Source organism: Nostoc sp. DedQUE08 (assembly GCF_034530895.1).
Taxonomy (GTDB): Bacteria; Cyanobacteriota; Cyanobacteriia; order Cyanobacteriales; family Nostocaceae; genus Nostoc.
The window spans coordinates 50,508-72,435 of the sequence record NZ_JAVRCD010000004.1; the positions used below are offsets into that span (position 1 = coordinate 50,508).

A 21,928-nucleotide genomic window follows, 5' to 3' on the forward strand; every position below is an offset into this window, starting at 1 on the left:
AAAGGATGTATGATTAATAGCACAATTACTATTGATAACAGCTGAATTTACATTTCCTGATTATGAAAAACATCATATATTAAGGCTAAATAAGCCTAAAGAAGTATAGATATAAATCAAGAAATCAATTAATAAAATAAAGTACGAAAAATGAAGTTTACGTAGGAATTTTTGTAAATAAAGTGACTCAACCTAATAACAACACTAACCTCCAAGAGGCAACAGATTTAGGGGCTTCCATTGCTCTAGCTACTACTACAGATAAATGGCAAGTATTGTCGTACAAGGCTCCAATCCTACCTATACATGCGGCTCTACTTCGTACTGGTAAAATATTCTTTTTCTGTGGCTCAGGTAACGATCCCAATCGGTTAAATACTCCCTATGACAGTGTGGTCTGGGATATAAACAAGGGAACCTTTTCCCGTCAAGCGCCTCCATTGGATAGTAACAATCAACCTATGGATCTTTTTTGCGCTGGTCACTCCTTCCGGCCTGATGGTCAGTTATTAGTTGCAGGTGGAACTTTGCGCTATGACCCATTTTATGGTTCACCCTATGCTCTGATGTTCGATCCCATTGCTGAGAAATGGGTCAAGATATTATCAATGAATAATGGTCGCTGGTATCCTACTGTGTTAACACTAGGCAGCGGTCGAGTCTTAGCAGTGTCTGGGCCGGATAAAGATGGCAAGCTCAATAGACAACCAGAAATTTATTCTGCTTTCTTTCCAAATGGTTGGAACGCTTTTCCAACAACTAGTGCCTTACCGGCATACGCACATCTGTTTTTACTAAGTAGTGGTAAAATCTTTTATTCAGGTGCTCAGATGGGTGTTACTGGAGTGACACCAAGGATATTAACCCTGCCAGAGACATTTACACAATCCATTACAGAAAAAGTGGTGACAGGGCTGCAAGACATAGCTTTTGGCGATCAAGCTGCCAGTGTGCTTTTACCACCTGCACAAGATCAAAAGGTGATGATTCTTGGTGGAGGTAGTGGTAAAACAGCAACCAAGAGGGTAAATATTGTCGATTTAAAAGCTAGTAATCCAACTTACGTAGCAGCAAAGCCGTTAAACTATGCCAGGATGCATCACAGTGCAGTTTTGTTGCCCGATCGCACAGTGTTTGTTTGCAATGGTAGCAAAATGAATGAGGACACAACACAAGCAATGCTGCCAGCAGAAATCTACAATCCAGCGACAAATACCTGGACAGTAGTAGCTAAACAAACTGTTCCCCGCGTATATCACTCGGTGGCCTTGCTGCTACCAGATGGTAGGGTCGCAGCAGCTGGAGGGAACCCTCAACGGACGGTCAATGAACTGCGATTAGAAATCTACAGTCCTGCGTATATGTCGCGATCGCGTCCAGTTATTCGGAGCGCTCCTCAAACAGTGACCTACGGGCAGCAATTTACGATTCAGACACCCCAAGCTGCGAATATTAAATGGGTTAGTTTTATTAGACCAATGGCAACTACCCATTCTTGCGATACAGAACAAAGGTTAGTCGATGCACCCATTATTTCTAGAAACGCTACTTCTGTTAAGGTCACGGTCATAAACAATCGAAATATCGCACCACCGGGCTGGTACATGCTTTTTATTAGTGACAACAATGGAACACCCTCAGTAGCAACCTGGACGCAAATATATTAGCCTTATCTGTTTATGTTCGCACCGCTACCTAATAAAAGTCATTAATTCTAGGAAGGAAAATATGAATTACAAGCTATCACGTCGACGGTTTGGACAGTTGGCACTTGCTGGAACTGTAGTATCTGGACTGAGTTATCTAACCAAGAAAGCCTTGGCAGAAACACCAAGTGTAAATATTGTCGGTATAGGTTCTAGCCCGATCGTTACTATTGACCAAACGGCTATTACAGAGGTAAACACCACTGAATTAGTAGAGAACACTGCCCTAAACAGTGTAAGCACAGATATTAAGCCTGTAGGACTAGTTTTGCAATCCTTAATGACAGGAAAGGCTCAGGTACTTACGGATAAAAGTACACCTCTATTAGAGCCTAATGAGATATTGAGTGGTTTTACCTCTTTAAGCGATGGCACACTTGTTGTAGCCATTACTCCGGTTGCGATTAGTCGGAGACAGGCGACATTTACTCGTATTACATTTTTGGGTACGCCTGTAAGAACTTTGATACTCTCAGGACTTAAACCAAATCAACAGCTTGGAAGCTTGCTAGGTACTAACGATGGGCGGCTCATTGGTTTAGTAGGTAAGAAGAACGGGACACCACCAATCAAATTGGTAGATATTGACCTTCAAACAGGAGAGATAAGTTTTATTAGTAAGGTTAAATTCCTGGAGGATGAGCGGATCAGCAATCTAGCTGAGTGTCCAGATGGAATACTTTATAGCTCTGTAGTTGGTGAGTATGGTGAGACAACTCTGGTACAGGTAGATCCAAATCAAAAAAAGCCTATCAGACTAGGACAATTGAAACTTAATGGTCAAGCATGGAATAATGGCTTACAAAGCTTAGTTTGCTCTGCAACAGGTCAACTCCTCGCCTTTGGAGCTATGAGATATGAGACTCCTAATGCTGTGTTTATTGTTGATAAGAACAGTGGAACTATGACTCGGCTACAAGACTTTGATAGTGCTCAGATTACACGTGCTCGTGCTTAGAAGAAATTGATGTCTGGTTTTGGGGGAAAGGGAAAGGGTTAAAAGGGAAAAAACCTTATATATCTTGCCTTCCACTCCTTTTCCCTTTAACCAAGCAGTATTGGGTACAGCTTATTATTAAGAATATTTTTGACTGATTTTCTAATTAGTTAACCCTGGAAATTCTGATTAATATAAAACAGCAGTAACTCCAACAAATTTATAATGATTTTGATAGATAGCTGATATCAGGAAAGGTTGCCGAAGTTCAAAACTTGCTCATTAGATTCTCCTTTGGAGTACAGCGATCGCCTTTTCGACAGCTAAGAATCTAATGAGAGAGTGGGTTAGCTACGCTAACCGGAGGTATCGCTAATTATTAATTAGGACGGAAATTTCTCTTGCGTTGTTTGTGTCTTGCGACTTCTTTGCGTTTGTGTTTTTCCAAAGGTGTTTCAAAGTGACGATTCTTTCTCATGTCTGGAAAAATGCCTGCTTTGGAGACTTCCCTCTTAAATCGACGTAAAGCTGACTCAATTCCTTCATTTTCGCCCACAAATACTTGGGTCATTTATCATCTCCTACTTAATTGGTACTGGGCAATTAAAGCCATCCAGTAGACCGGAGCGCAAAAAGGGCAGATAATGATTCTGCCCTTTAGACGTTAAAACTTAATTTTTGATCTTAAAGCTTAGTAGCGCGATCTATTGTATCCACCGCCACCGCCACCGCGACGATCGCCACCACCAAAAGAACCACCTCTATCTTCCTTTGGTTTCGCTTTATTCACTTTGAGATCGCGTCCCATCCATTCAGCTCCATCAAGAGCATCAATGGCAGCTGTTTCTTCTGCTTCTGTGCCCATCTCTACAAAGGCAAAGCCGCGTGGCCGTCCTGTTTCACGGTCAGTAGGTAACTGAACCCGTTTTACAGTACCGTGTTCGGCAAAAACAGAATTGAGGTCTTCTTGTGTGACCTCGTAGGATAGATTACCTACATAAATTGACATGCATTATCTCCAAAATCATAGGTGTGTAGAGATTTAGATTTCGGAGGCAAGTTTGTTAAGACCAAAAGGAAAAAGCCTGTCAATACTAAAAACAAAGAATGTAACCGAATTTTATTCTCACTTGATTATCTTAGCACATCATTGAGTTCTTACCCACCGTAACTCAAGATTGGGGATTGGAGATTAGGCACAAGAAGCAGAGGTGCAAAGGGGTACGGAGGAAAAACTTACTGCAATTTCTTTTCTGCTTTTCCACTGCCTCATCTCCCTCAGTACCCAGTCTCCTCATAATAATTGATTAGCAGAAATTCCCCAAATAATTGCAAAATAAATGCAGTTCGTCATTGTTACTAATTGGAAATGCCGACTACACTTACTGACGCACAAAATTTACTTTCTGACCTGATCGCCCGCTACTCTAAGCGTGTAGATTATCTAATGATTCGCCTTGAAGAAGCAGAAGGGACTGATATCTTGTTGCGTGGCGACAAGGTAGAAACTCTCAGTGAAGGCATCTCCATTGGTGGACATATTCGCGCTTGTTATAAAGGCGGATGGGGGTTGAGCTGCTTTAACCAACTGGCAACAATCGAAGATCGCATAGAAGAAGCGATCGCAGCTGCGCGGATGGTTGGTAATGAAGAAACTTTACTTGCACCCATTGACCCAGTGCAAGCAGTATGCACTCTACCCCTAAAAGGTACCGATCCCCGAAATATCCCACTCTCGCAGAAAAAACAATTGTGCGATCGCTATGCGCAATTGCTTAAAAGCGTCGATCGCCGAATTACCACTACCTCGGTGCGTTACGGTGATAGTGCCCAAAAAGTAATCATTGCTACTTCTGAAGGTACTTCGATCGAGCAATCTTGGGTGGATATGGAAATGCGCTTTGCCGCCACCGCCAGAAATGGCGAAACCGTACAAACTGGACGGGAAACTACTGGCTCTCGCAAAGCTTACGAAGATTTAACTAGTTTGGATGAACAGGTAAAAGATGCTGCTCAAAGAGCGATCGCCGCTTTATCTCTACCACCGGTCAAAGGCAATACTTACACTGTAGTCATTGACCCAATTCTCACGGGTTTATTTGTCCACGAAGCCTTCGGACATCTTTCTGAGGCTGATATGGCTTACGAAAACCCCGATCTGCTGGAAGTTATGACCATCGGACGGCGGTTTGGCCCAGAAGAACTGCAAATTTTTGATGGTGCGGCTCCAGAGGGACATCGCGGTAGCTATTTTTACGACGATGAAGGCACACCAGCTACTACTACTCAACTAATTAAAGATGGAGTTTTAGTGGGACGTTTACATTCTCGTGAAACTGCTGGCAAATTGGAGGAAGCGCCTACGGGTAACGCCCGGTGTCTCAACTATCACTTTACTCCCATTGTGCGGATGACAAATACTTGGATTGAACGGGGTAAAACACCAGTTGCAGACTTATTCACCGATATCAAAGAAGGAGTTTATGCCCGTAATTGGTTGGGTGGGATGACAAATGGGGAAATGTTCACCTTTAGTGCTGGGGAAGCGTGGATGATTAGGAACGGCAAAATTGCTGAACCTGTGCGAGATGTGACGCTTTCGGGAAATGTATTCCAAACTTTAGCGGATATTGAGGGACTTGGTGATGATTTTTATTGGGATGAATCTGGCGGTTGTGGTAAGGGAGGACAAAATGGCTTATCAGTGGGTTGTGGTGGCCCTAGCCTCCGAATTCGAGATGTAGTGGTTGGTGGGGAAACATGAACTATCTGCTTCAGTCGTAAGAATTATAATCTGCAAAATAATAGGAATTGGTTTTGCCATAACCTTTAGCAGACGAACACCACAATTGAGTATAGCGATCGCTTTGCACTAATGCTTAACGTGAGTTCGACAGACCTCTCCCGGACAACCTCCCTCTCCTAAAAGGCGAACGCGTTGCGTCTGGGTAAGGAGAGGGAGGAGTAACGAGTAAGGAGGGTTTTTTGCTCCCCTCTCCTGGTAGGAGCTTCTGTGTACACACATCTTGGTAATGAAGCGCAAACCTCGGATTTACCCCCCTTAATCCCCCCTTGCAAAGGGGGGAGATTAAAGATCCGGTTCCCTCCCCTTTGCAAGGGGAGGGTTAGGGTGGGGTAAAAGTGACGCAAAAACCCAGATGAGTAAGCTATTTCAGACTTGTGTGTACACTGTAGCCTGGTAGGAGAGGGGCTGGGGGAGAGGTCAAAATAGCACTCGTCGAACTCACGTTAATGCTTAAACTTTTAAGGTGAGCAACATCCCTCCCAAGTATGAAATTAATTCACAACTCTAGGTAGTAGCGGTAGTAGTTAAAAATAGCTAGTCTAGACAAAGTTGATTCAATATCCACTCTAGTTTGATTCATCACACTAATCCTCCGTAGCGCGTGCTGGGGATTTAGTGTTAGTCTGGATAGTCCAAAATTATTCATAATCGATTTCTTGCAGACTAGCTACTACTGCGCTAACGTAATTCGTAATTAAAGACTATTTCAGACACTTATTTAAACACCCAAACTGAAATAAAGCCACGTATATATAAAAGCTAATTACATTCAAAAATTACGAATTACGAATTACGAATTACGAATTAGTTAAACGTTCCTTAGCACAGCGACAGATATGAAAGCAGATCAACTCCTGAAAAACTATGCCGCAGGTGTCAGAGACTTTACTGGCGTCAACTTGAGCGAGGCCAATTTAAGAGAAGCCAATCTCAGTGGCGTAATTTTAGATCGAGCAATTTTAGATGGAGCTAATCTGAGTCACGCTAATTTAACCAACGCTAGTTTGATTGAAGCAGATTTAAATGGAGCAGATTTGAGCAATGCGGATCTCAGTAATAGCAACTTAAGCAAAGCTATTTTGGATGGAGCGATTTTGGATGGAGCGATTTTGGATGGAGCTAATTTGAGTCACGCTGATTTGACGGTTGCTAAATTGATTGAAACTAAATTGAGTGAGGCGGATTTGCAAGAAGCAAACTTGATAGCAGCAAATCTAGATGGAGCGGATTTAAGTGGTGCAGATTTAACTGTAGCTGACTTATCCCAGGCAAATCTCACTCAAGCAGATTTAAACCAGACAAATTTGAGCGGAGCAAATTTGTCTGGAGCCAATATAGAAGGAACTATTCTGGATGATAATGTCATCCCTTAATCTTCTCTGCACAGGCGCTACAGTTTACACACCAGTCTTTTTGAGTTGCAAAGGCATTGTTTTAACTGACAATGCCTTTGTTGCAGCTGACAATACCATCGAGATGAGAACTTGGAATATTGCATAAAAGTCTATAAGGGACTTCCAAGAAATAAATTATCCAATCTTGTGGGGCGGGCATCTTGCACGCCTTTGGTTACTGGGCGGGCGAGACGCCCACCCCACAATAAATAGTTGGATATTTTTTTATTTGGAAGTCTATAACTTGTGTGTACACACGATCTGCTTGCCAGAAAAAGTCAGATGGATATATTTTTTATACACAAGGATATTACTGTGAAAAAGTTTGCTACAAGTAGTGTTATTTACGATTGTCATAATTAAAACAATTGACTCTCAACTATCAATGGTGAACTCTACCCTCATCGTCACACTCTATGTCAACCCTATGACAGGGAATGATAGCAATACTGGTTCACGGTTGAGTCCATTTAAAAGCCTCACCCGTGCTTTAAAAGTAACCAAAATCCCGACAATAATTTATCTGGAGTCGGGGACTTACAACGCCGCTAGTGGTGAGGTGTTTCCACTAATCATACCTGGAGGAGTGACAGTGGTAGGTAATGAAGCTAACAAAGGTGTAGGGATTGTAATTTCCGGGAGTGGTGAGTATCAAAGTCCCAGTTTTGGTATACAAAATATTACGCTGCTCTTGGTAGATAATGCCAGTCTTTTAGGTGTAACTGTCACCAATCCCTCAGTTAAAGGTACTGGTATCTGGATTGAATCGGCTGCACCTACTTTAAGTAACAATACTTTGAGCAACTGTGGGCGGGAAGGTGTGTTTACCACTGGTACTGCCAAACCCGCAATTTTAGATAACATATTTGTACAAAATACTGCTAGCGGGTTAGTAATGGCAGGTCATAGCCAGGGAGAAGTACAACAGAATGTATTTCAAAGAAACCTTTTAGGTATAGCAATTAGTGACTTTGCCGTTCCAACGATCGCCAATAACAAGTTATCAGAAAATCGCACAGCGATCGCACTTTCTCGTAATGCCCAACCTGTGCTGCGTCAAAATCTGATTACTAAAAATACCCAAGGTGGTTTATTAGTCAATGGCAATGCAGTCCCAGATTTAGGTAATAGCGAAGATCCAGGTGATAATATTTTTCGGGATCATAGGGAATTTGATTTATATAATGCCACTACACAAAAGCTAATTTCCGTAGGTAATCAATTAAATCCTGCTCTAGTTAAGGGCATGGTAGAATTACTCCCAACCAATCGAGTAACGGTTAACACCAGTTTCTCTGATACCTCGACAGAATCCCCACCTCAAAAACTCCCCTTGCCCCCTTGTCCCCTTGTCCCCTTGTCTCCCCCTCCCCCCTTCCCCGCCTCTCCCGAACTAAACGGACATTGGGCAGAACCATTTATTCAGGCATTAGCGAGGATGGATTTAACTCATGCTTTTGCCGATGATAGTTATCAGCCAGATAAACCCATGACTCGCGCCCAGTATGCAGCAATGGTTGCGATCGCTTTTAACCCATTTCCCAAAATCCCCGCACCTGATTTTACGGATGTACCCAAGGATTTTTGGGCTTATAGCGCTATCCAAATCGCGGCTAGCGGTGGCTTTGTTGGCGGATTTAGCGATCGCACTTTCCGCCCCGATCGAGGTGTGCAGCGGCTACAGGTGATTGTCTCCTTAGTAAACGGACTGGGATTACCAGCTATTGATAGCGGTGTTGTAGAAGTATATAGCGATCGTCATACCATTCCCGACTACGCCCGGACAGCCGTTGCTAGTGCTACACAACGGGGAATAGTTGTCAACTATCCAGATCCGAAAGTACTTGCACCTTTACGTTTTGCAACACGCGCTGAAGTTGCAGCGATGGTTTATCAGGCATTAGTCGCTATTGGGCGAACATCTGCGATTAAATCAGTCTATGTGGGGTTGCATTCTAGAAGTTGGCAAGTAGAATAAGGAACACTGCCTATCGGCTCGGCAACTCTTGGAAAAATAAACCATGTAGTTAAAAGCACGCTAGGCTAATATGCGGTGGGTGACAAATCTTAGACCTATTGCCTAAAGCTAATAGCCTCATGTTAACAACACTTCCAGACACCTCTGCCAACTTGGCGATCGCTTTATTAATTAACTATAGTTTCGATCTCGGTGGGTATAGTGCCAATGAGCTAGTTGAGCGTTGGCAAACGCAATACCCCCTTAATTGGCTACACTTGGCAGTGATTGAGGCACTATATCAAGGTCGTTATAAAGCGGTTTCTGTGCAGCAAATTTTAGTATTTTGGCAGCGCCGGGATCAGGCTACATATCATTTCAACATGGAATTTGAACGGATGATTTGTAGCAAGTTTCCTCAAAACTTAACGTCATCGGCTGCGCCAGCTTTACCGCCAGCCAAGAGAAAACCCACTGTAGAGCAAGTGACAAGTCCTCAATTACCACCAGCTAAGATTCGCAACGGCTATCAACACAGCAATACTGCAATTCTCCAACTGAAAAGTTATCAACCAAAGACATCTTTGAGTGAAGAAGAAGGAAAGCAGGAAGATAGAGACAATAAAACTGTCTTGAAGTCTCCGCTTTCTGGGAAATTTACCTCTTCGGCAACCCTTGAGCGATTATCTGCTGTCAGCCAGAGGCAAACTTCACAAGAAAGTCCAGTGCCTTTCCCGTCACCAAACCATCATCAACGACAGCCAAAACTGCTCCCGCCTGCTCCTATTCATGCCCCAATCGGGCAATTTACCCCCGAAACAAGCGATCGCTCTGATTCTTTTACATCTAAACTCAAGGCCATGTCTAGCGAACATAACCCAGGTGTGGAGAGCAGGGGAGCAGAGGAGCACGGGAGCAGGGGAGCAGAGGAGCACGGGAGCAAAGAGCAGGGAGCAGGGAGAGAATAACTAATGACAAATGACAAATGACAATTGACAATTGACATTCTATTCTGCAACTAACAACTTAAAGCGTTCATCGTCGGCAATATCATCAAAATCTAGGTCACTTGCTGCGTCTTCTTTATACCTGGGATTAAGTTCAATCGCTTGTTGTAAAGTTAACAGAGATCGGTCAATTTGTCTTTGCAGTGCGTAACAGGCTGCTTTGTTGTAATAAGCACTGGCATAATCTGGCTTAATTTCTAAGGCTTTGTTAAAACTAGCGATCGCTTCATCATCGCGTCCTAATCTTACTAATGTATAACCATGTTTATCCCAGATTTTGGGAGAATTGGGTTGGAATTCTAGCGCTTTATCAAAAGAGACGATTGCCTCTTCGTATTGTTCTAATGCTACTAGAGAAAGACCGCGATTAAACCAGGCAACGGCATCATCGGGTTTAATTTGTGTAGCTTTATCAAATGAGTCAAAGGCTTGCTGATGCTGTTGTAAGTTACCAAAAGCAACGCCGCGATCGCACCAAGCTTGATGATAATCTGGCTGAATCGCAATCGCTCGTTCGTAAGATGCGATCGCATCTTGGTAGCGTTTTAATCTTCCCAGAGTTAGACCACGTTTTAACCAACTCACAGGTTCATCAGGTTGGATTTTAACTGCTTGGTTGTAAGCTGCGATCGCATCTTCATAGCGTCTTTGAGAAAACAGATCGTCTCCCTGTTTTACATACTCATCAGCAGTGAATTCTGATTGTTGCGGCTGTTCCTGTATTTCTTCTTCAACTTCAGAATTTACCACCTCTAGAATGGATTCCGGCGTAATTTCAGATAGTTCTTGAAGAATCAGATCCTTTCTTTCTTCGGCATCTAATTGTAACTCAGAGAGTTGAGAGTCAAATTCAGTTTCTAATCTTTCTAACTTCTCTAAAATGAGAATTTTTTGTTGTTGGGCATTCCATTGTAATTCTGAGAATTGCGAACTAAACTCAGAACCAGATTTTTCTAAATTCTCAATGAGTAGCTCTTTGGATTTTTGAGCATCTACATGTAATTCCGATAATTGAAATTTAAATTCTGACTGCAATACTTCTAAATTTGTAATAATTTTATTTTTTTGTTCTTGAGCATCTACCTGTAATTCCGATAATTGAGATTTAAGTTCCCGCTCAAATATAGTTAAACTGTCAAAGGCAATCTCTTTTTGCTTTTGAGCATCTACCTGTAATTCGGATAACTTTTCTACAAACTCTGACTGTAATTGTGTTAAGCTTTCAAAAATTATATCTTTTTGCTGTTGAGCATCAGACTGCCATCCAGAAAGTTGAGATATGAACTCAGACTTTGATATTTCTAAATCAGTAACGGCTAGTTCTTGCTGTTGATGCACACCTAACTTTAACTTAGACAGTTCTTCTGCGATCGTAGATGCTAATTTTCTTAAATTCTCCAGTGCTATATCTTTTTGTTGTTGAGCATCAAACTCTAATTTAGATAACCCCGAAGCAAATTTAGACTCTAAATTTTTTATATTTTCTTGAGATTTTTTTAGTTCCGCTTCTAATCTACTTAATACCTGCGCTTTAGCTAAATCTAGATCGGATATCAGAATAGATACATTTTCTTGTTCATTTTTAATTTTTTGTTGTAAAGCAGTCGTTTCCTGTTCTAACTCATAATTTATTTTTTTTGCTTCTTGAATAACATTTTCAGCTTCTTGTTTAACGGTGGTTAGCTGATTTTGTAATTTTTCCATTCCCTGGACTTGTTGCATTGCCCTATCAACAATTTCCCGGATTATCACCCGTCGCAACAGCCATAACAAAGCAATGACTGCGACTGGAAAGAGACTTAGTATAACTAGCCAAACATCGAGTAAAATAGTTGTGCGGTTAAAAGTGCTTTTAAAATCAGACTGGACTTGCTGTTGAATTCGTTTTTCTGCTCGTAGTCGTGCTAACTCTTCCCGTTCTGAATTCGATAACACCGGAGTCGGAGTTAGTGCTGGGTTGGGTGATGGTGCAGATTGTCCACTGGCGATTCCAACGAATAACAATAAGGGTAAAAATACAATCGTACTTTTTACAATTAAAGCGAAAACAGCTTGATTTTTGCTCTGCATAACAACTATCTGCGTCTGTTGGTCAGTTTTTGAAGCGGCGTGCCTCTTTCCAATCTATAACAGAATTAAGTAGTTAAATGTTGTAAAGGCAGTGTAAAATTCTGAGCAATGCTTCACTAATCCGTTTCCTCGTCCTTAGTGTACGTACAACTTTAGTAGTAGAGTGCAGTTAAGTTTGTGACAATTTTTTTGAGGTACTATTATAACATTATTAAGTTGTAACTGCTGCTAAAGATGGTGAAAATCAAGCAGTACAAATAGTAATTTCTCAACTAGTGGAAGACAAATTGCAAAATGATAGACGCTTTCTTAGATCATCCACCAAAGAAGGTTCGGACTTTGTTCTTACAGATAACAAGGTGTTGAAACTGTAAGTTATACCTATATGGTAAGTGTCAGATGTGGTTACTTCGCATTAACATTAGATTATCTCCGGTAAGCAGATTACTTGTCCTCAAATTAACTTAACAAAGGCGGTAGAAAATGGGTCGCATAAATCCTTACACACTACAATTGCAGATTACCCGAATGTTTGAGCAAGGGCAATCATTATTTGCCACAACCAAGGTACAGGAATGGTTGAAAGAACGTAAACACAATCCAGAAGATTATGACATTATTTTCCATAAAAAACCTGCACCTCCTGGTTCCAAAGAAGTGATGGTTGTGGAAATTGAATTACGCCGCAAAGATGGACAACCTGTAGATCCGTGGTTGCAGGAACAAGCAAATCTCCATGCCTGATCGCAACTATAGCAATCCTAAATTAGATGTGAAATCTTCTTTTTCTTTTCTTGGCATTTTGCAGAAAAGGTGATTTGTTCATTTTCACAGCTTAGAGGATATTTGAAAAGTCATGATTGATGTATTAAATATTATTACCCCACCCTAACCCTCCCCTTATAAAGGGGAGCCACTGCGTTGGGCGGCTCTGCCGACTTGAAGCAAGTGGCGTGAGGGGACCGGATTTTTTTGTTTCCCGCATTTATAAGGGGGGATTAAGGGGGGTAATAATTCGATTAAAATCACAACATACCACTTTTAAACAACCTCTTAGATAGAATTGCTATGTGTGAGGGCTACGCCTACACCCCAACTCAAAACATAACTTACTGTAAATATTGAAATAAGTTTACAAAAATTTTATACAAGTTACGTTGCATCTTTTAGAGATGCAACGTGTAACTTTTTAGTTCAAAACTTAATTCAAAATGCTGTCTTGTTAAATAAACTTACTGCGAGAATTTTTCGGGCGGATACCAATTACAGATGGTCGGGGAATACCTGTAGCTTCCTCCTTACCACCATCATTTTTTGAGATATTACTTGGCCAACTACTGCCACGAGGTAAACTTCGAGTTTGATTAAATGTACTACCATTCAAATCTAGTAATTCAATGCTGCGACTTAGCATTGTGCCATCGTTAATTGGACAATCTTCACCAGGATGTTGTACTGAAATAATCAGTGTATTTCCAACAAAACTTGGCCCAGTCATCTCGCAACGCACTGGCCCGTGAGCAAATGGTATTACCTGTCCGGCATTTGCACCACTGGTCGGGATATAAAACAGCCAGTTATTACCGAATACTCCGGTAAAATCAGAAACATTACCACTAACTGTATGATCGATTTTGGTTTGCTTACCTTCAGCACCTACATCAAAACCGTTGTGAGTGCCGGTAGACATATCTGTGACACCCCAAACATTTCTCTGATTGTCAAAAACTAGATTATCAACGTTGGCAAAACCAGCACCATTAACTGAACCGGCTTCGCCGCCTTGGGCAAATCTCTGCCACCGGAAAGTTAAACCTGTGGCATCAGCACTATCTTCAATAATTTTGTACAGTCCTCCTGATTGCTGCGTCGCCTTGGCATCTGTACTTAACTTAGCAACTTGAAAAATCCGCGAATCAGGATAACCATCGCTTCCCGGCGCACCATCAGTATAGGCAATGAATACTTCTTTGGTGGTTGGATGCACTTCTATATCTTCGGGACGCGCTGTGGGAGTTCCCCCAACTAAGTTTGCAGCTAAAAAGGCATCACTCAGAACAGCACCTTGGCTAGAGTAGAAGTCAGAGAGTTTCTTATTTTGATAATCAGGTAGTGCTTTTGCTTCGTTGGTGCGATCGCATTTAAATGTACCACCATCTTTGGTTTCACCTGCAATGCCATTACGTCTTGGTAGTGGTAAAAGACCTTCTTTTTGTACTTTCTGCAACGCAGCAAATTCTACAGAAGATAGAACTGTCGGCGTAATTGGATTGGTAGCAGTAGTTAAAAGTAACGGTATCCATTTACCTGTACCGTCTGGATTGTAACGGGCAACATACAAAGTCCCATTTTCCCATAAACTACTGTTAGTTTTACTCGTTGGTGAAGAAATAGTGTTTGCACTGACAAATTTCCAAGTGTGTCCCCCCCGTCTGTCATCACCCAAGTAAGCAACCAATTTTTTGCCTTTTTCAACACGCAGGGCAACATTTTCATGGCGAAAACGACCCAAGGAAGTGTGTTTGCGGGGGCGAAATTTCGGATTTTTGGGGTCAATTTCGACAATCCAGCCGTATTTTTCGCCAACTAATCCAAAAGTCTTGCCGATAGTTTTCTCTGTATAATCTGTCTGAGTACCATTAGCTTTGACTCCTTCTGTAACGCTATTTTGGAAGTTCTCTTCCGCAGATAAAATTGTTCCCCAAGGAGTTTTACCGCCAGAACAGTTGAAAGCTGTACCAATCATTTTGTTGCCCAATTCATCAGAAGAAAGATTAAAAACTTGGGTTGCAGCCGGGCCAGTTCCAATTAAATAATTTTTGTCACCTTTTTGGTGGTTGCGGCTTCCCCAAGCTGTGATACTTTTGTAATCATCATTGCGTTGGCTATTGATTCCTAACCCAGAAAGACCATGAATGCGGCGATTTTTGGCATCTTTGACTACAGCAAAACGTTTATTCTTATTCTGGCGAGAGATACGAACAATTGAACCGCCTTGATTATATAAAAATTCACCTTCAACTTCAATATTTTTGCTAGAGGGTAAAGTCCAACCAATTACCTTTTCAAAGGCGTCGGGCAGTCCTTTCAGCTCGGATGAATCTTCTACTACTAAACTAGAAAATGGAAAACTAATGTATTCATGATTCACCCATAAATACCCGACATTATCAGTTTTACCAAGGGGAATAAACCCAGTAAAATCGTTATTATAACCGAAATAATCATCTTTGTTGGGAAAGACGCGATCGCCCCAACTGACAATTACATAACGTTCGTACTCTGGCGGTACTACCACATCATCAATAACGTTATAGCTACTTAACTTAATATCCGCAGATGCATTAACTACTTCTCCCTGACCAATTCCTGTTGGCAAGAAATTTTTCTGTTGTTCATAAATTGGTAGGGGATGTGGTAGGCGTACAGGTGTAAAGCTGATACTGGGCGTTTTTGCTTCTGCAACTCTAGCAAAAGTATTTAGGAGTTTGTCTCCCAAAATAGCAGCACCAGTACTGCCAGCAAAAAATATTAAAAGTTCTCTCCGACTTAATTTAGACATCCAACTTTCCTCTGTGTGACAGGAAAAAATAGTAGAAATAAACTCTAATTTTTAAGAATTTTTGGTATTTTAAATACCTAATAAATTATTAATAATAAAAGGATTATTATTTTATTATTTACTTTAGTTGAAAATGATTAAGCTGAGGTTATAAATGAATTAACTAAAAATTATCACCTCTTACTATTTCCTTAGCCCAAATCAAGTAAGGAACAGTGTCAGCGCCCCATCTGTCCTATCCTGGAGATGGATAAATCAATAGTGTTGTGGGTGAGACTGTGTTTTTCAGCGTTGTGATACCGACTTATAATCGCCAACCGATTTTAGAAAAGTGCCTCCGCGCCTTGGAGTTGCAGGAGTTAAGTCAGCCAAATTCAGTTACTGATTACGAGATTGTCTTGGTAGATGATGGTTCTACTGATGGCACATTGGAGTGGTTGGCAGCACACAAAGAAGAGTTTCCCCATGTGCGATGGTTTCAACAAGATCATGCTGGCCCAGCTGCGGCTCGAAATTTGGGAGTAGAACAGGCGCAGGGAGACACAATTATCTTTATTGATAGCGATTTAGTAGTGCTGAAGAATTTCCTGCAAGCTCATGCTGAAGCACTAGTAAAGGGGAAAGAGAAATTGGCGAGCGATCGCTTTTTTACTTACGGTGCAGTTATTAATACTTGCAATTTCAACAACCCAACTGCTGAACCTTACAAAGTCACAGATTTTTCAGCAGCTTTTTTTGCTACGGGAAATGTAGCAATTTCTAAACATTGGCTAGATAAAGCGGGACTTTTTGATACTAGTTTTCAACTCTATGGCTGGGAAGATTTAGAATTAGGTGTGCGGCTGAAAAAACTAGGTTTGACACTAATTAAATGTCCAGAAGCCGTAGGATATCACTGGCATCCAGCATTTAACTTAGAGCAAATTCCCCGATTAATTGACCAAGAAATTCAACGCGGACGTATGGGAGTTTTGTTTTATCAAAAGCATCCCACATGGGAAGTGCGAATGATGATTCAAATGACTTGGCTGCACCGGTTACTTTGGGGGATTTTGTCACTTAATGGTGCGCTGAATGAACGCACAATGGCTCCGTTGTTGCAATGGCTAATTAATTTAGGCAAACCTCAATTGGCTTTAGAAATTGCCCGAATTTTTCTCAACTGGTATAACGTTAAGGGTGTCTATGAAGCCTATGCTCAAATGCAGCAACCATCGTGATTAAAAATAGAGAATAGGTGATAGGGAACAGGGAATCAGAGAAAACGCATCTTATTTCTTTTATCTATTATTCCTATTCATTATTTCTTTGATTGCCTTAGAAGTTATAAGGGAAATGAAGCTATAAATACAACCTAAGATGAAACAAAATATTATCGGCCCAGTTTCGTAAGTTTCACTGTTACAAAATTGTTGAGTTTTTAGACAATTCAAAAAAGCATCAAGTATCACTCCAACAGGAAAACATATTCCTCCTAATAAAATTGCAAGCCGCTTGAAATTGATAAAATTAACAAGAAGTATAGGAGTAAGAAAAATTATAGATAAAAATATAATGTCTAATAATGGTTCTATAACAAGAAGATAATTAATAAAATTTTTAATCTTCATTTTTTAATTCTTTGATTTTTTATCTGCTTATAGATATTAAAATATATTATGTCAAAATCGCTCCACCCATCAATCGCTCATATCGATACTTCAACTCTTCTTTCATCAAATACCAACGCTCTAAAGTAACATCCATCTCTATTATTTTTTCCGCTGCTTGGCGCGCTAAAAGTAAAACTTCCTCATCATCAACCAAACTCGCTAAAGTAAAATCTGGCACTCCAGATTGACGAGTTCCTAGCACTTGCCCTGGCCCGCGAAAACGCATATCCATCTCGGAGATGAAAAAGCCATCCTGAGATTGTTCCAATACCTTCAGCCGTTGTTGAGCATCAGGACTTCTGGAACTGCTCATCAACAGACAGTAAGATTGAGCCGCGCCACGACCGACACGCCCCCGCAGTTGGTGCAGTTGCGATAGTCCAAATCGCTCTGCATTTTCAATGAGCATTACTGTAGCATTAGGTACGTCTACACCAACCTCAACGACAGTAGTAGAAACCAAAATTTGCGTTTGGTTATCGCGGAATTTGGTTATTGATTCATCCTTTTCGGCTGAACTCATACGACCGTGCAGCAGCCCCACTTGAAAGTCGGGAAAAACACTTTCCTGTAGCTTTTGATGCTCGTCAACAGCCGATCGCAAATCTAATTTTTCTGATTCTTCCACCAAGGGCAAAACCACATAAACTTGTCTACCTTGGACAATTTCTCGGCGGATCAGGTCGTAAGCATGGTTGCGTTGCTGACCTGACAATACTGTTGTCTGAATCTTTTGCCGTCCCGGTGGTAACTCATCAATTTGACTCACATCCAAATCCCCGTGTATCGTCAGTGCTAAGGTTCGAGGAATAGGAGTTGCTGTCATAGTTAACACATGAGGTTGATTGCCTTTTTGCTGCAAACGTGCCCGTTGTTCTACCCCAAAGCGATGCTGTTCATCTATCACTACTAACCCTAATTGCTGAAAGTTTACAGGGTCTTGAATCAAGGCATGGGTTCCTACTAACAAAGGTAATTCACCAGTTCCTAACTGAGAATGTATTTGTCTTCGTTTAGCAGCTTTAGTCGAACCTGTAAGTAATTCCACTGGTAAATGCAAGAGGTTAAACCAACTAACCAACTTGCGATAATGTTGTTCTGCCAAAACTTCTGTGGGAGCCATCAGCGCCGCTTGGTAGCCAGATTGAATTGCTGCAAGGATAGCCAACACAGCGACGACTGTTTTACCAGAACCGACATCACCTTGCACCAAACGATTCATTGGTACAGGTTTTTGTAAATCGTTGAGAATGTCGTTGAGAACTCGTTGCTGTGCGCCTGTGAGTTGAAAAGGCAGTATTTCGTGAAATTTCTCTACAAGTTGACCGCGCGGGACAAGAATAGCGCTGGTTTGAATCGCTCTTGCTTGCTGTTGACGTTGCAGCAACCCAAGTTGCAGGTAGAAAAATTCGTCAAAAACTAGGCGACGACGGGCAACTTGTAGGGCGGCGCTATCACTGGGAAAATGAATATTAGCGATCGCATCTTTCAATTCCATCAAACCATACTTCTGCCGCAAACCACTTGGCAAAGGGTCTTTCAGGTTAGCCGCAGCAGGCAAAGCAGCAATTACCGCCTGTCGCACTGTATTCGCCACTACGCCCTCAGTTAGTCCATAAATTGGTACTACCCGCCCAATATTTAGCGACTCAATCGTATCTCCTGGACTTGCCAAAACCTCTAATTCTGGATTATCCAGTGTCAAGCCATATTTACTTTCTTTCACTAATCCACAGGCCGCCAGAATGCTACCTACTGGATAACGGCGTTTTAAACTTTCTTGCCAAGCGCGACTGCTAAAGCGCGTACCTGCGTAAAAACGACCAATTTTGATTTGACCGCTGTTATCTTTTACTACCAATTCTAAAATTGATAATTTCTGATTTTTAGGGCTAGTAAAGCAGTTGCAACGCTTCACTGTAGCCACTATTGTCACCGTTTCACCCGCCTGTAACTCGCGGATATTCACCTGACGCGCATAATCAATATGGTCACGAGGATAGTAGAAAAGCAAGTCGCGGACGGTATGTAAACCAAGCCGTGCCAAATTATCAGCTTTTTTAAAACCTATTTCTGGTAAATCACTGAGTTTTTGCTCAATTTTCGGTGCAAGTCTCCGACTCACCTCAGAGATAATTTTAGATTTTGGATTTTGGATTTTGGATTGATAAGTTTTCCCTTGCTCCCCTGCTCCCCTGCTCCCCTGCTTCCCCTGCTCCCCCTGATCCTCTTGCTGTAGTTGGGAAAGATACCTACGAGTCTCTGCTACTAAATGCTGCCTTTCTTCCAGTGCTAGATGTGGATAACTAGCAAATTGCACCGCTAATCCTTGCCAACGGCGGCGTTCAGTGTGGGGTAAGCCTGTTGGGAATTTGCCCAAAGTTAAGCTTAGAAATTCACTGAAACGGTATTCTCTGCCCATCAAGTCTGTAAAGCCACGTTCAGCTTCTATTGCCAAGGCTTTGTGCAATCGTATCCAATCTGGTTTTTCATTAGTCATTGGTCAGCAGAGTTAGGAGTGAGGAGTTAGGAGTGAGGAGTTAGGAGTTAGGAGTTAAGAATAAATAACTCATAACTCATAATTCATAACTCATAACTTTATTCAAACCAACTAGCGCGCCATGCAGCTTCAGCTTCAGCGATCGCTTTTTCTTTATACCTTTTTTTATACTCTCGTCCTAGTTTGTTTAGCTGAACTAAAATACTGCGGATTCGCTTGCGATCGGAGGAAAGTGTCACATCAGCAAATTCAATTTCTCCTAGCCGCAGGTTAATAGCCATAATTTGAGTCAGTCCAGAATCTTCTGACTGTTGCTCATTTTCAATTTCAATTACTAAGTTTAATAAATTGGGTGGCCCTGGCATGACCTCAGCAGATGCTTCTGATGCTGCCGCCGCTGCTGCTAAAATCGGTTCTGGTAATTTTTTCGGCAATACTCCAGCTTTTTGTAACAAAAGATTAGCATCATGCGAAAGTTTTTTCAGTATATCTTGCGCAACCTCTTCTAATTTCTGTTGCCATCTTGCCAGTTCTATAGGATCGGAGGTGTTGGCAGTGAGATACTGAGAATTAGAAGTGTCAAGAAATAGTGAAGATGAAGAGGGTGTTACTTCCTCATCCATATCGTCTCCCTCATCTTCCTCATCCATCTCATCTCCCTCATCTTCCCCTGATTCTTCACTTGTAAGATAAATGAGCAATTGTTCAGCTGCGAGTTCACCCAACTTGCGGATGGCTTGTTGCAATTGTTGGCGCTGATTCAATGACAAATGCAAAAAGTTTTCGGGATATCCTTGGGTACAGAGGTGGTAACTCGCGAGAATCAACTGTTTGCGTACAGCTAGCCCCAAGGTATTTAGATAACTAGCATAAGCGCTTTGTAGTTCGATCGCGATCGCCCGGATCGCTTCTTGGAGTGCTGCAATATCCTGCTCAATTCGCTCGATTGCTCTTGCCATATTTTTTCGCTCTTGCCCATCTGAACCATTACATAGTACAAATGTACAAACTTATTTTAGGAGAACTTTTCAGAGAATTTTATATTTTAAATTAAATGCGATATTTCACGTCTTTTACTAAATAAAAGACAGGCCAAGCAAATAACCTGACCTGCTTTTTAAAGAATCATTAGTCATTCGTCATTTGTCCTTGGTAAAGACTAATAACTAATGACCAATGAGCAATGACTAATATTACTTGGTGCCCATTTGTGCAGCGACTTCATCAGCAAAGCTGATTTCTTGCTTTTCAATGCCTTCGCCCAATATATAACGGACAAAGCGAGTCACTTGAATCTCTTCGCCTAATTGTGCCTTCACTTGCTTTATCAAGTCTTCCACGGAAATACTCTGATCGCGAATGTAAGGCTGATCGAGCAAAGTCAATTCTTTCAGGCGTTTTTCAATCCGTCCCTGAACAATCTTTTCTTTGATGTTTTCAGGCTTGTTCGCCAAATCATCCTTGCCCATTTCAATGTCTTTTTCCTTTTGGGCAATTTCGGCGGGGATTTGGTCTACGCTCACATACTCGACATTGGGACAAGCCGCAACTTGCATTGCAGTGTTCCGTGCCAAGGTTTGGAACTCTGAATTAGTAGCCACTGATTCAGTTTGGGAACCCAGTTCTACTAATACACCAACTCGACCGCCAGTGTGAATGTAGCTGTCTACTACACCTTGTGTGCCTTCTGCTATTGCAAAATTAACAAAGCGGCGCACTTGGATGTTTTCACCAAGGGTGGCAATGGTTTGCTTGATAAATTCTTCTACAGTCGCACTTTCATTATCAATATAGGGTTGAGCCAGCAAAGACTCAACACTATCAGCTGTCGCTGCTTGCTTTGCTAGATTCTTAACTAAAGCTTTAAAAGCCTCGTTACGAGCAACAAAGTCGGTTTGGCAGTTGACTTCTATGAGTACACCCACTCGACCTTCGGGCTGAATGTAAGTGTCTACTAGACCTTCCGCCGCAATGCGATCGCTTTTTCCCCCCGCTTTAGAGATGCCCTTTTTCCGTAGCCAGTCTATGGCTTCTTCTATATTGCCATCAGTCTCTATCAGCGCCTTTTTGCAGTCCATCATGCCAGCACCAGTTTTTTGGCGTAGCTCTTGGACGAGTTTTGCAGATATTTCCGCCATGTTCCCTCAATTCCTAACTTGACCTCGAGTTGTAATCACTCACCTAATTTAGTACTGAGTACTGAGTTTTGTTAGCGTTAGCTCGGCGTTTAGCCCGTGCTGAGTTTTGAGTGTTCAGTTATCAATTTTATTCTTCATTGACAAATCACAACTTACAACTTCAAAAATCAAGACTCAGCACTATTCAATTTGCTGAGTC

Annotated in this window: 15 protein-coding genes; 8 read left to right on the forward strand and 7 right to left on the reverse strand. The window is 41.7% G+C overall.

The window, feature by feature from the left end; translation table 11 throughout:
* The first annotated feature begins 182 nt into the window (after positions 1-182).
* On the forward strand, positions 183-1,667 hold the full coding sequence (locus RMY64_RS03940) for a galactose oxidase-like domain-containing protein (protein WP_322672571.1): 1,485 nt from the start codon (positions 183-185) through the stop codon (positions 1,665-1,667).
* 61 nt (positions 1,668-1,728) lie between these two features.
* A complete protein-coding gene (locus RMY64_RS03945; RefSeq protein WP_322672572.1) occupies positions 1,729-2,664 on the forward strand; it encodes a hypothetical protein in 936 nt (311 codons plus the stop codon).
* A gap of 358 nt (positions 2,665-3,022) precedes the next feature.
* Here RMY64_RS03945 and rpsU read toward each other — a convergent pair whose 3' ends face one another.
* A complete protein-coding gene (rpsU, locus tag RMY64_RS03950) occupies positions 3,023-3,214 on the reverse strand; it encodes a 30S ribosomal protein S21 (protein ID WP_322672573.1) in 192 nt (63 codons plus the stop codon).
* 120 nt (positions 3,215-3,334) lie between these two features.
* The gene (locus RMY64_RS03955) at positions 3,335-3,652 is read right to left on the reverse strand and encodes an RNA-binding protein (protein ID WP_322672574.1); all 318 of its coding nucleotides are present in this window, start codon (positions 3,650-3,652) and stop codon (positions 3,335-3,337) included.
* Positions 3,653-4,012: 360 nt separating this feature from the next.
* Here RMY64_RS03955 and RMY64_RS03960 point away from each other — a divergent pair, with 360 nt between their 5' ends.
* The 4 genes from RMY64_RS03960 (at position 4,013) to RMY64_RS03975 (ending at position 9,768) form a co-directional block, all read left to right on the forward strand.
* Positions 4,013-5,407 carry a TldD/PmbA family protein gene (locus RMY64_RS03960; protein ID WP_322699363.1) on the forward strand — a complete coding sequence of 465 codons (1,395 nt, stop codon included), beginning with the start codon at positions 4,013-4,015 and terminating at the stop codon, positions 5,405-5,407.
* An 878-nt stretch (positions 5,408-6,285) separates the two neighbouring features.
* The gene (locus tag RMY64_RS03965) at positions 6,286-6,822 is read left to right on the forward strand and encodes a pentapeptide repeat-containing protein (RefSeq protein ID WP_322672576.1); all 537 of its coding nucleotides are present in this window, start codon (positions 6,286-6,288) and stop codon (positions 6,820-6,822) included.
* 406 nt (positions 6,823-7,228) lie between these two features.
* Positions 7,229-8,821: a DUF1565 domain-containing protein gene (locus RMY64_RS03970; RefSeq protein ID WP_322699364.1), complete on the forward strand. Its 1,593-nt coding sequence runs from the start codon at positions 7,229-7,231 to the stop codon at positions 8,819-8,821.
* Positions 8,822-8,940: 119 nt separating this feature from the next.
* Entirely contained in the window at positions 8,941-9,768 is an 828-nt protein-coding gene (locus RMY64_RS03975; RefSeq protein WP_322699365.1) for a hypothetical protein, read from the forward strand.
* A 39-nt stretch (positions 9,769-9,807) separates the two neighbouring features.
* On the opposite strand, the gene RMY64_RS03980 is transcribed toward RMY64_RS03975, so the two are convergent.
* On the reverse strand, positions 9,808-11,877 hold the full coding sequence (locus tag RMY64_RS03980; RefSeq protein WP_322699366.1) for a tetratricopeptide repeat protein: 2,070 nt from the start codon (positions 11,875-11,877) through the stop codon (positions 9,808-9,810).
* A 483-nt stretch (positions 11,878-12,360) separates the two neighbouring features.
* On the opposite strand from RMY64_RS03980, the gene RMY64_RS03985 reads away from it, so the two are divergent.
* Positions 12,361-12,621: a hypothetical protein gene (locus RMY64_RS03985; RefSeq protein WP_322672580.1), complete on the forward strand. Its 261-nt coding sequence runs from the start codon at positions 12,361-12,363 to the stop codon at positions 12,619-12,621.
* 478 nt (positions 12,622-13,099) lie between these two features.
* Here RMY64_RS03985 and RMY64_RS03990 read toward each other — a convergent pair whose 3' ends face one another.
* A complete protein-coding gene (locus tag RMY64_RS03990) occupies positions 13,100-15,439 on the reverse strand; it encodes a PhoX family phosphatase (RefSeq protein WP_322699367.1) in 2,340 nt (779 codons plus the stop codon).
* 266 nt (positions 15,440-15,705) lie between these two features.
* On the opposite strand from RMY64_RS03990, the gene RMY64_RS03995 reads away from it, so the two are divergent.
* Positions 15,706-16,659: a glycosyltransferase family 2 protein gene (locus tag RMY64_RS03995; protein ID WP_322699368.1), complete on the forward strand. Its 954-nt coding sequence runs from the start codon at positions 15,706-15,708 to the stop codon at positions 16,657-16,659.
* Between the two features lie 436 nt (positions 16,660-17,095).
* Here RMY64_RS03995 and recG read toward each other — a convergent pair whose 3' ends face one another.
* The 3 genes from recG to tsf all read right to left on the reverse strand — a co-directional run bounded on the left by recG (position 17,096) and on the right by tsf (position 21,729).
* Positions 17,096-19,591 carry an ATP-dependent DNA helicase RecG gene (gene recG, locus RMY64_RS04000; RefSeq protein ID WP_322699369.1) on the reverse strand — a complete coding sequence of 832 codons (2,496 nt, stop codon included), beginning with the start codon at positions 19,589-19,591 and terminating at the stop codon, positions 17,096-17,098.
* 98 nt (positions 19,592-19,689) lie between these two features.
* Positions 19,690-20,550, reverse strand: coding sequence for a hypothetical protein (locus RMY64_RS04005; protein ID WP_322687596.1), 861 nt, complete (start codon positions 20,548-20,550; stop codon positions 19,690-19,692).
* 234 nt (positions 20,551-20,784) lie between these two features.
* Positions 20,785-21,729 carry a translation elongation factor Ts gene (gene tsf / locus RMY64_RS04010; RefSeq protein WP_322699370.1) on the reverse strand — a complete coding sequence of 315 codons (945 nt, stop codon included), beginning with the start codon at positions 21,727-21,729 and terminating at the stop codon, positions 20,785-20,787.
* Positions 21,730-21,928: the final 199 nt, after the last annotated feature.

Bases quoted from the DNA above. Each gene is read 5' to 3' on its own strand.
- recG (WP_322699369.1), bottom strand. From the start codon at position 19,591: ATGACTAATGAAAAACCAGATTGGATACGATTGCACAAAGCCTTGGCA.
- rpsU (WP_322672573.1), bottom strand. From the start codon at position 3,214: ATGACCCAAGTATTTGTGGGCGAAAATGAAGGAATTGAGTCAGCTTTA.
- RMY64_RS03960 (WP_322699363.1), top strand. From the start codon at position 4,013: ATGCCGACTACACTTACTGACGCACAAAATTTACTTTCTGACCTGATC.
- tsf (WP_322699370.1), bottom strand. From the start codon at position 21,729: ATGGCGGAAATATCTGCAAAACTCGTCCAAGAGCTACGCCAAAAAACT.
- RMY64_RS03975 (WP_322699365.1), top strand. From the start codon at position 8,941: ATGTTAACAACACTTCCAGACACCTCTGCCAACTTGGCGATCGCTTTA.
- RMY64_RS04005 (WP_322687596.1), bottom strand. From the start codon at position 20,550: ATGGCAAGAGCAATCGAGCGAATTGAGCAGGATATTGCAGCACTCCAA.
- RMY64_RS03980 (WP_322699366.1), bottom strand. From the start codon at position 11,877: ATGCAGAGCAAAAATCAAGCTGTTTTCGCTTTAATTGTAAAAAGTACG.
- RMY64_RS03970 (WP_322699364.1), top strand. From the start codon at position 7,229: ATGGTGAACTCTACCCTCATCGTCACACTCTATGTCAACCCTATGACA.
- RMY64_RS03990 (WP_322699367.1), bottom strand. From the start codon at position 15,439: ATGTCTAAATTAAGTCGGAGAGAACTTTTAATATTTTTTGCTGGCAGT.
- RMY64_RS03955 (WP_322672574.1), bottom strand. From the start codon at position 3,652: ATGTCAATTTATGTAGGTAATCTATCCTACGAGGTCACACAAGAAGAC.
- RMY64_RS03985 (WP_322672580.1), top strand. From the start codon at position 12,361: ATGGGTCGCATAAATCCTTACACACTACAATTGCAGATTACCCGAATG.
- RMY64_RS03945 (WP_322672572.1), top strand. From the start codon at position 1,729: ATGAATTACAAGCTATCACGTCGACGGTTTGGACAGTTGGCACTTGCT.
- RMY64_RS03965 (WP_322672576.1), top strand. From the start codon at position 6,286: ATGAAAGCAGATCAACTCCTGAAAAACTATGCCGCAGGTGTCAGAGAC.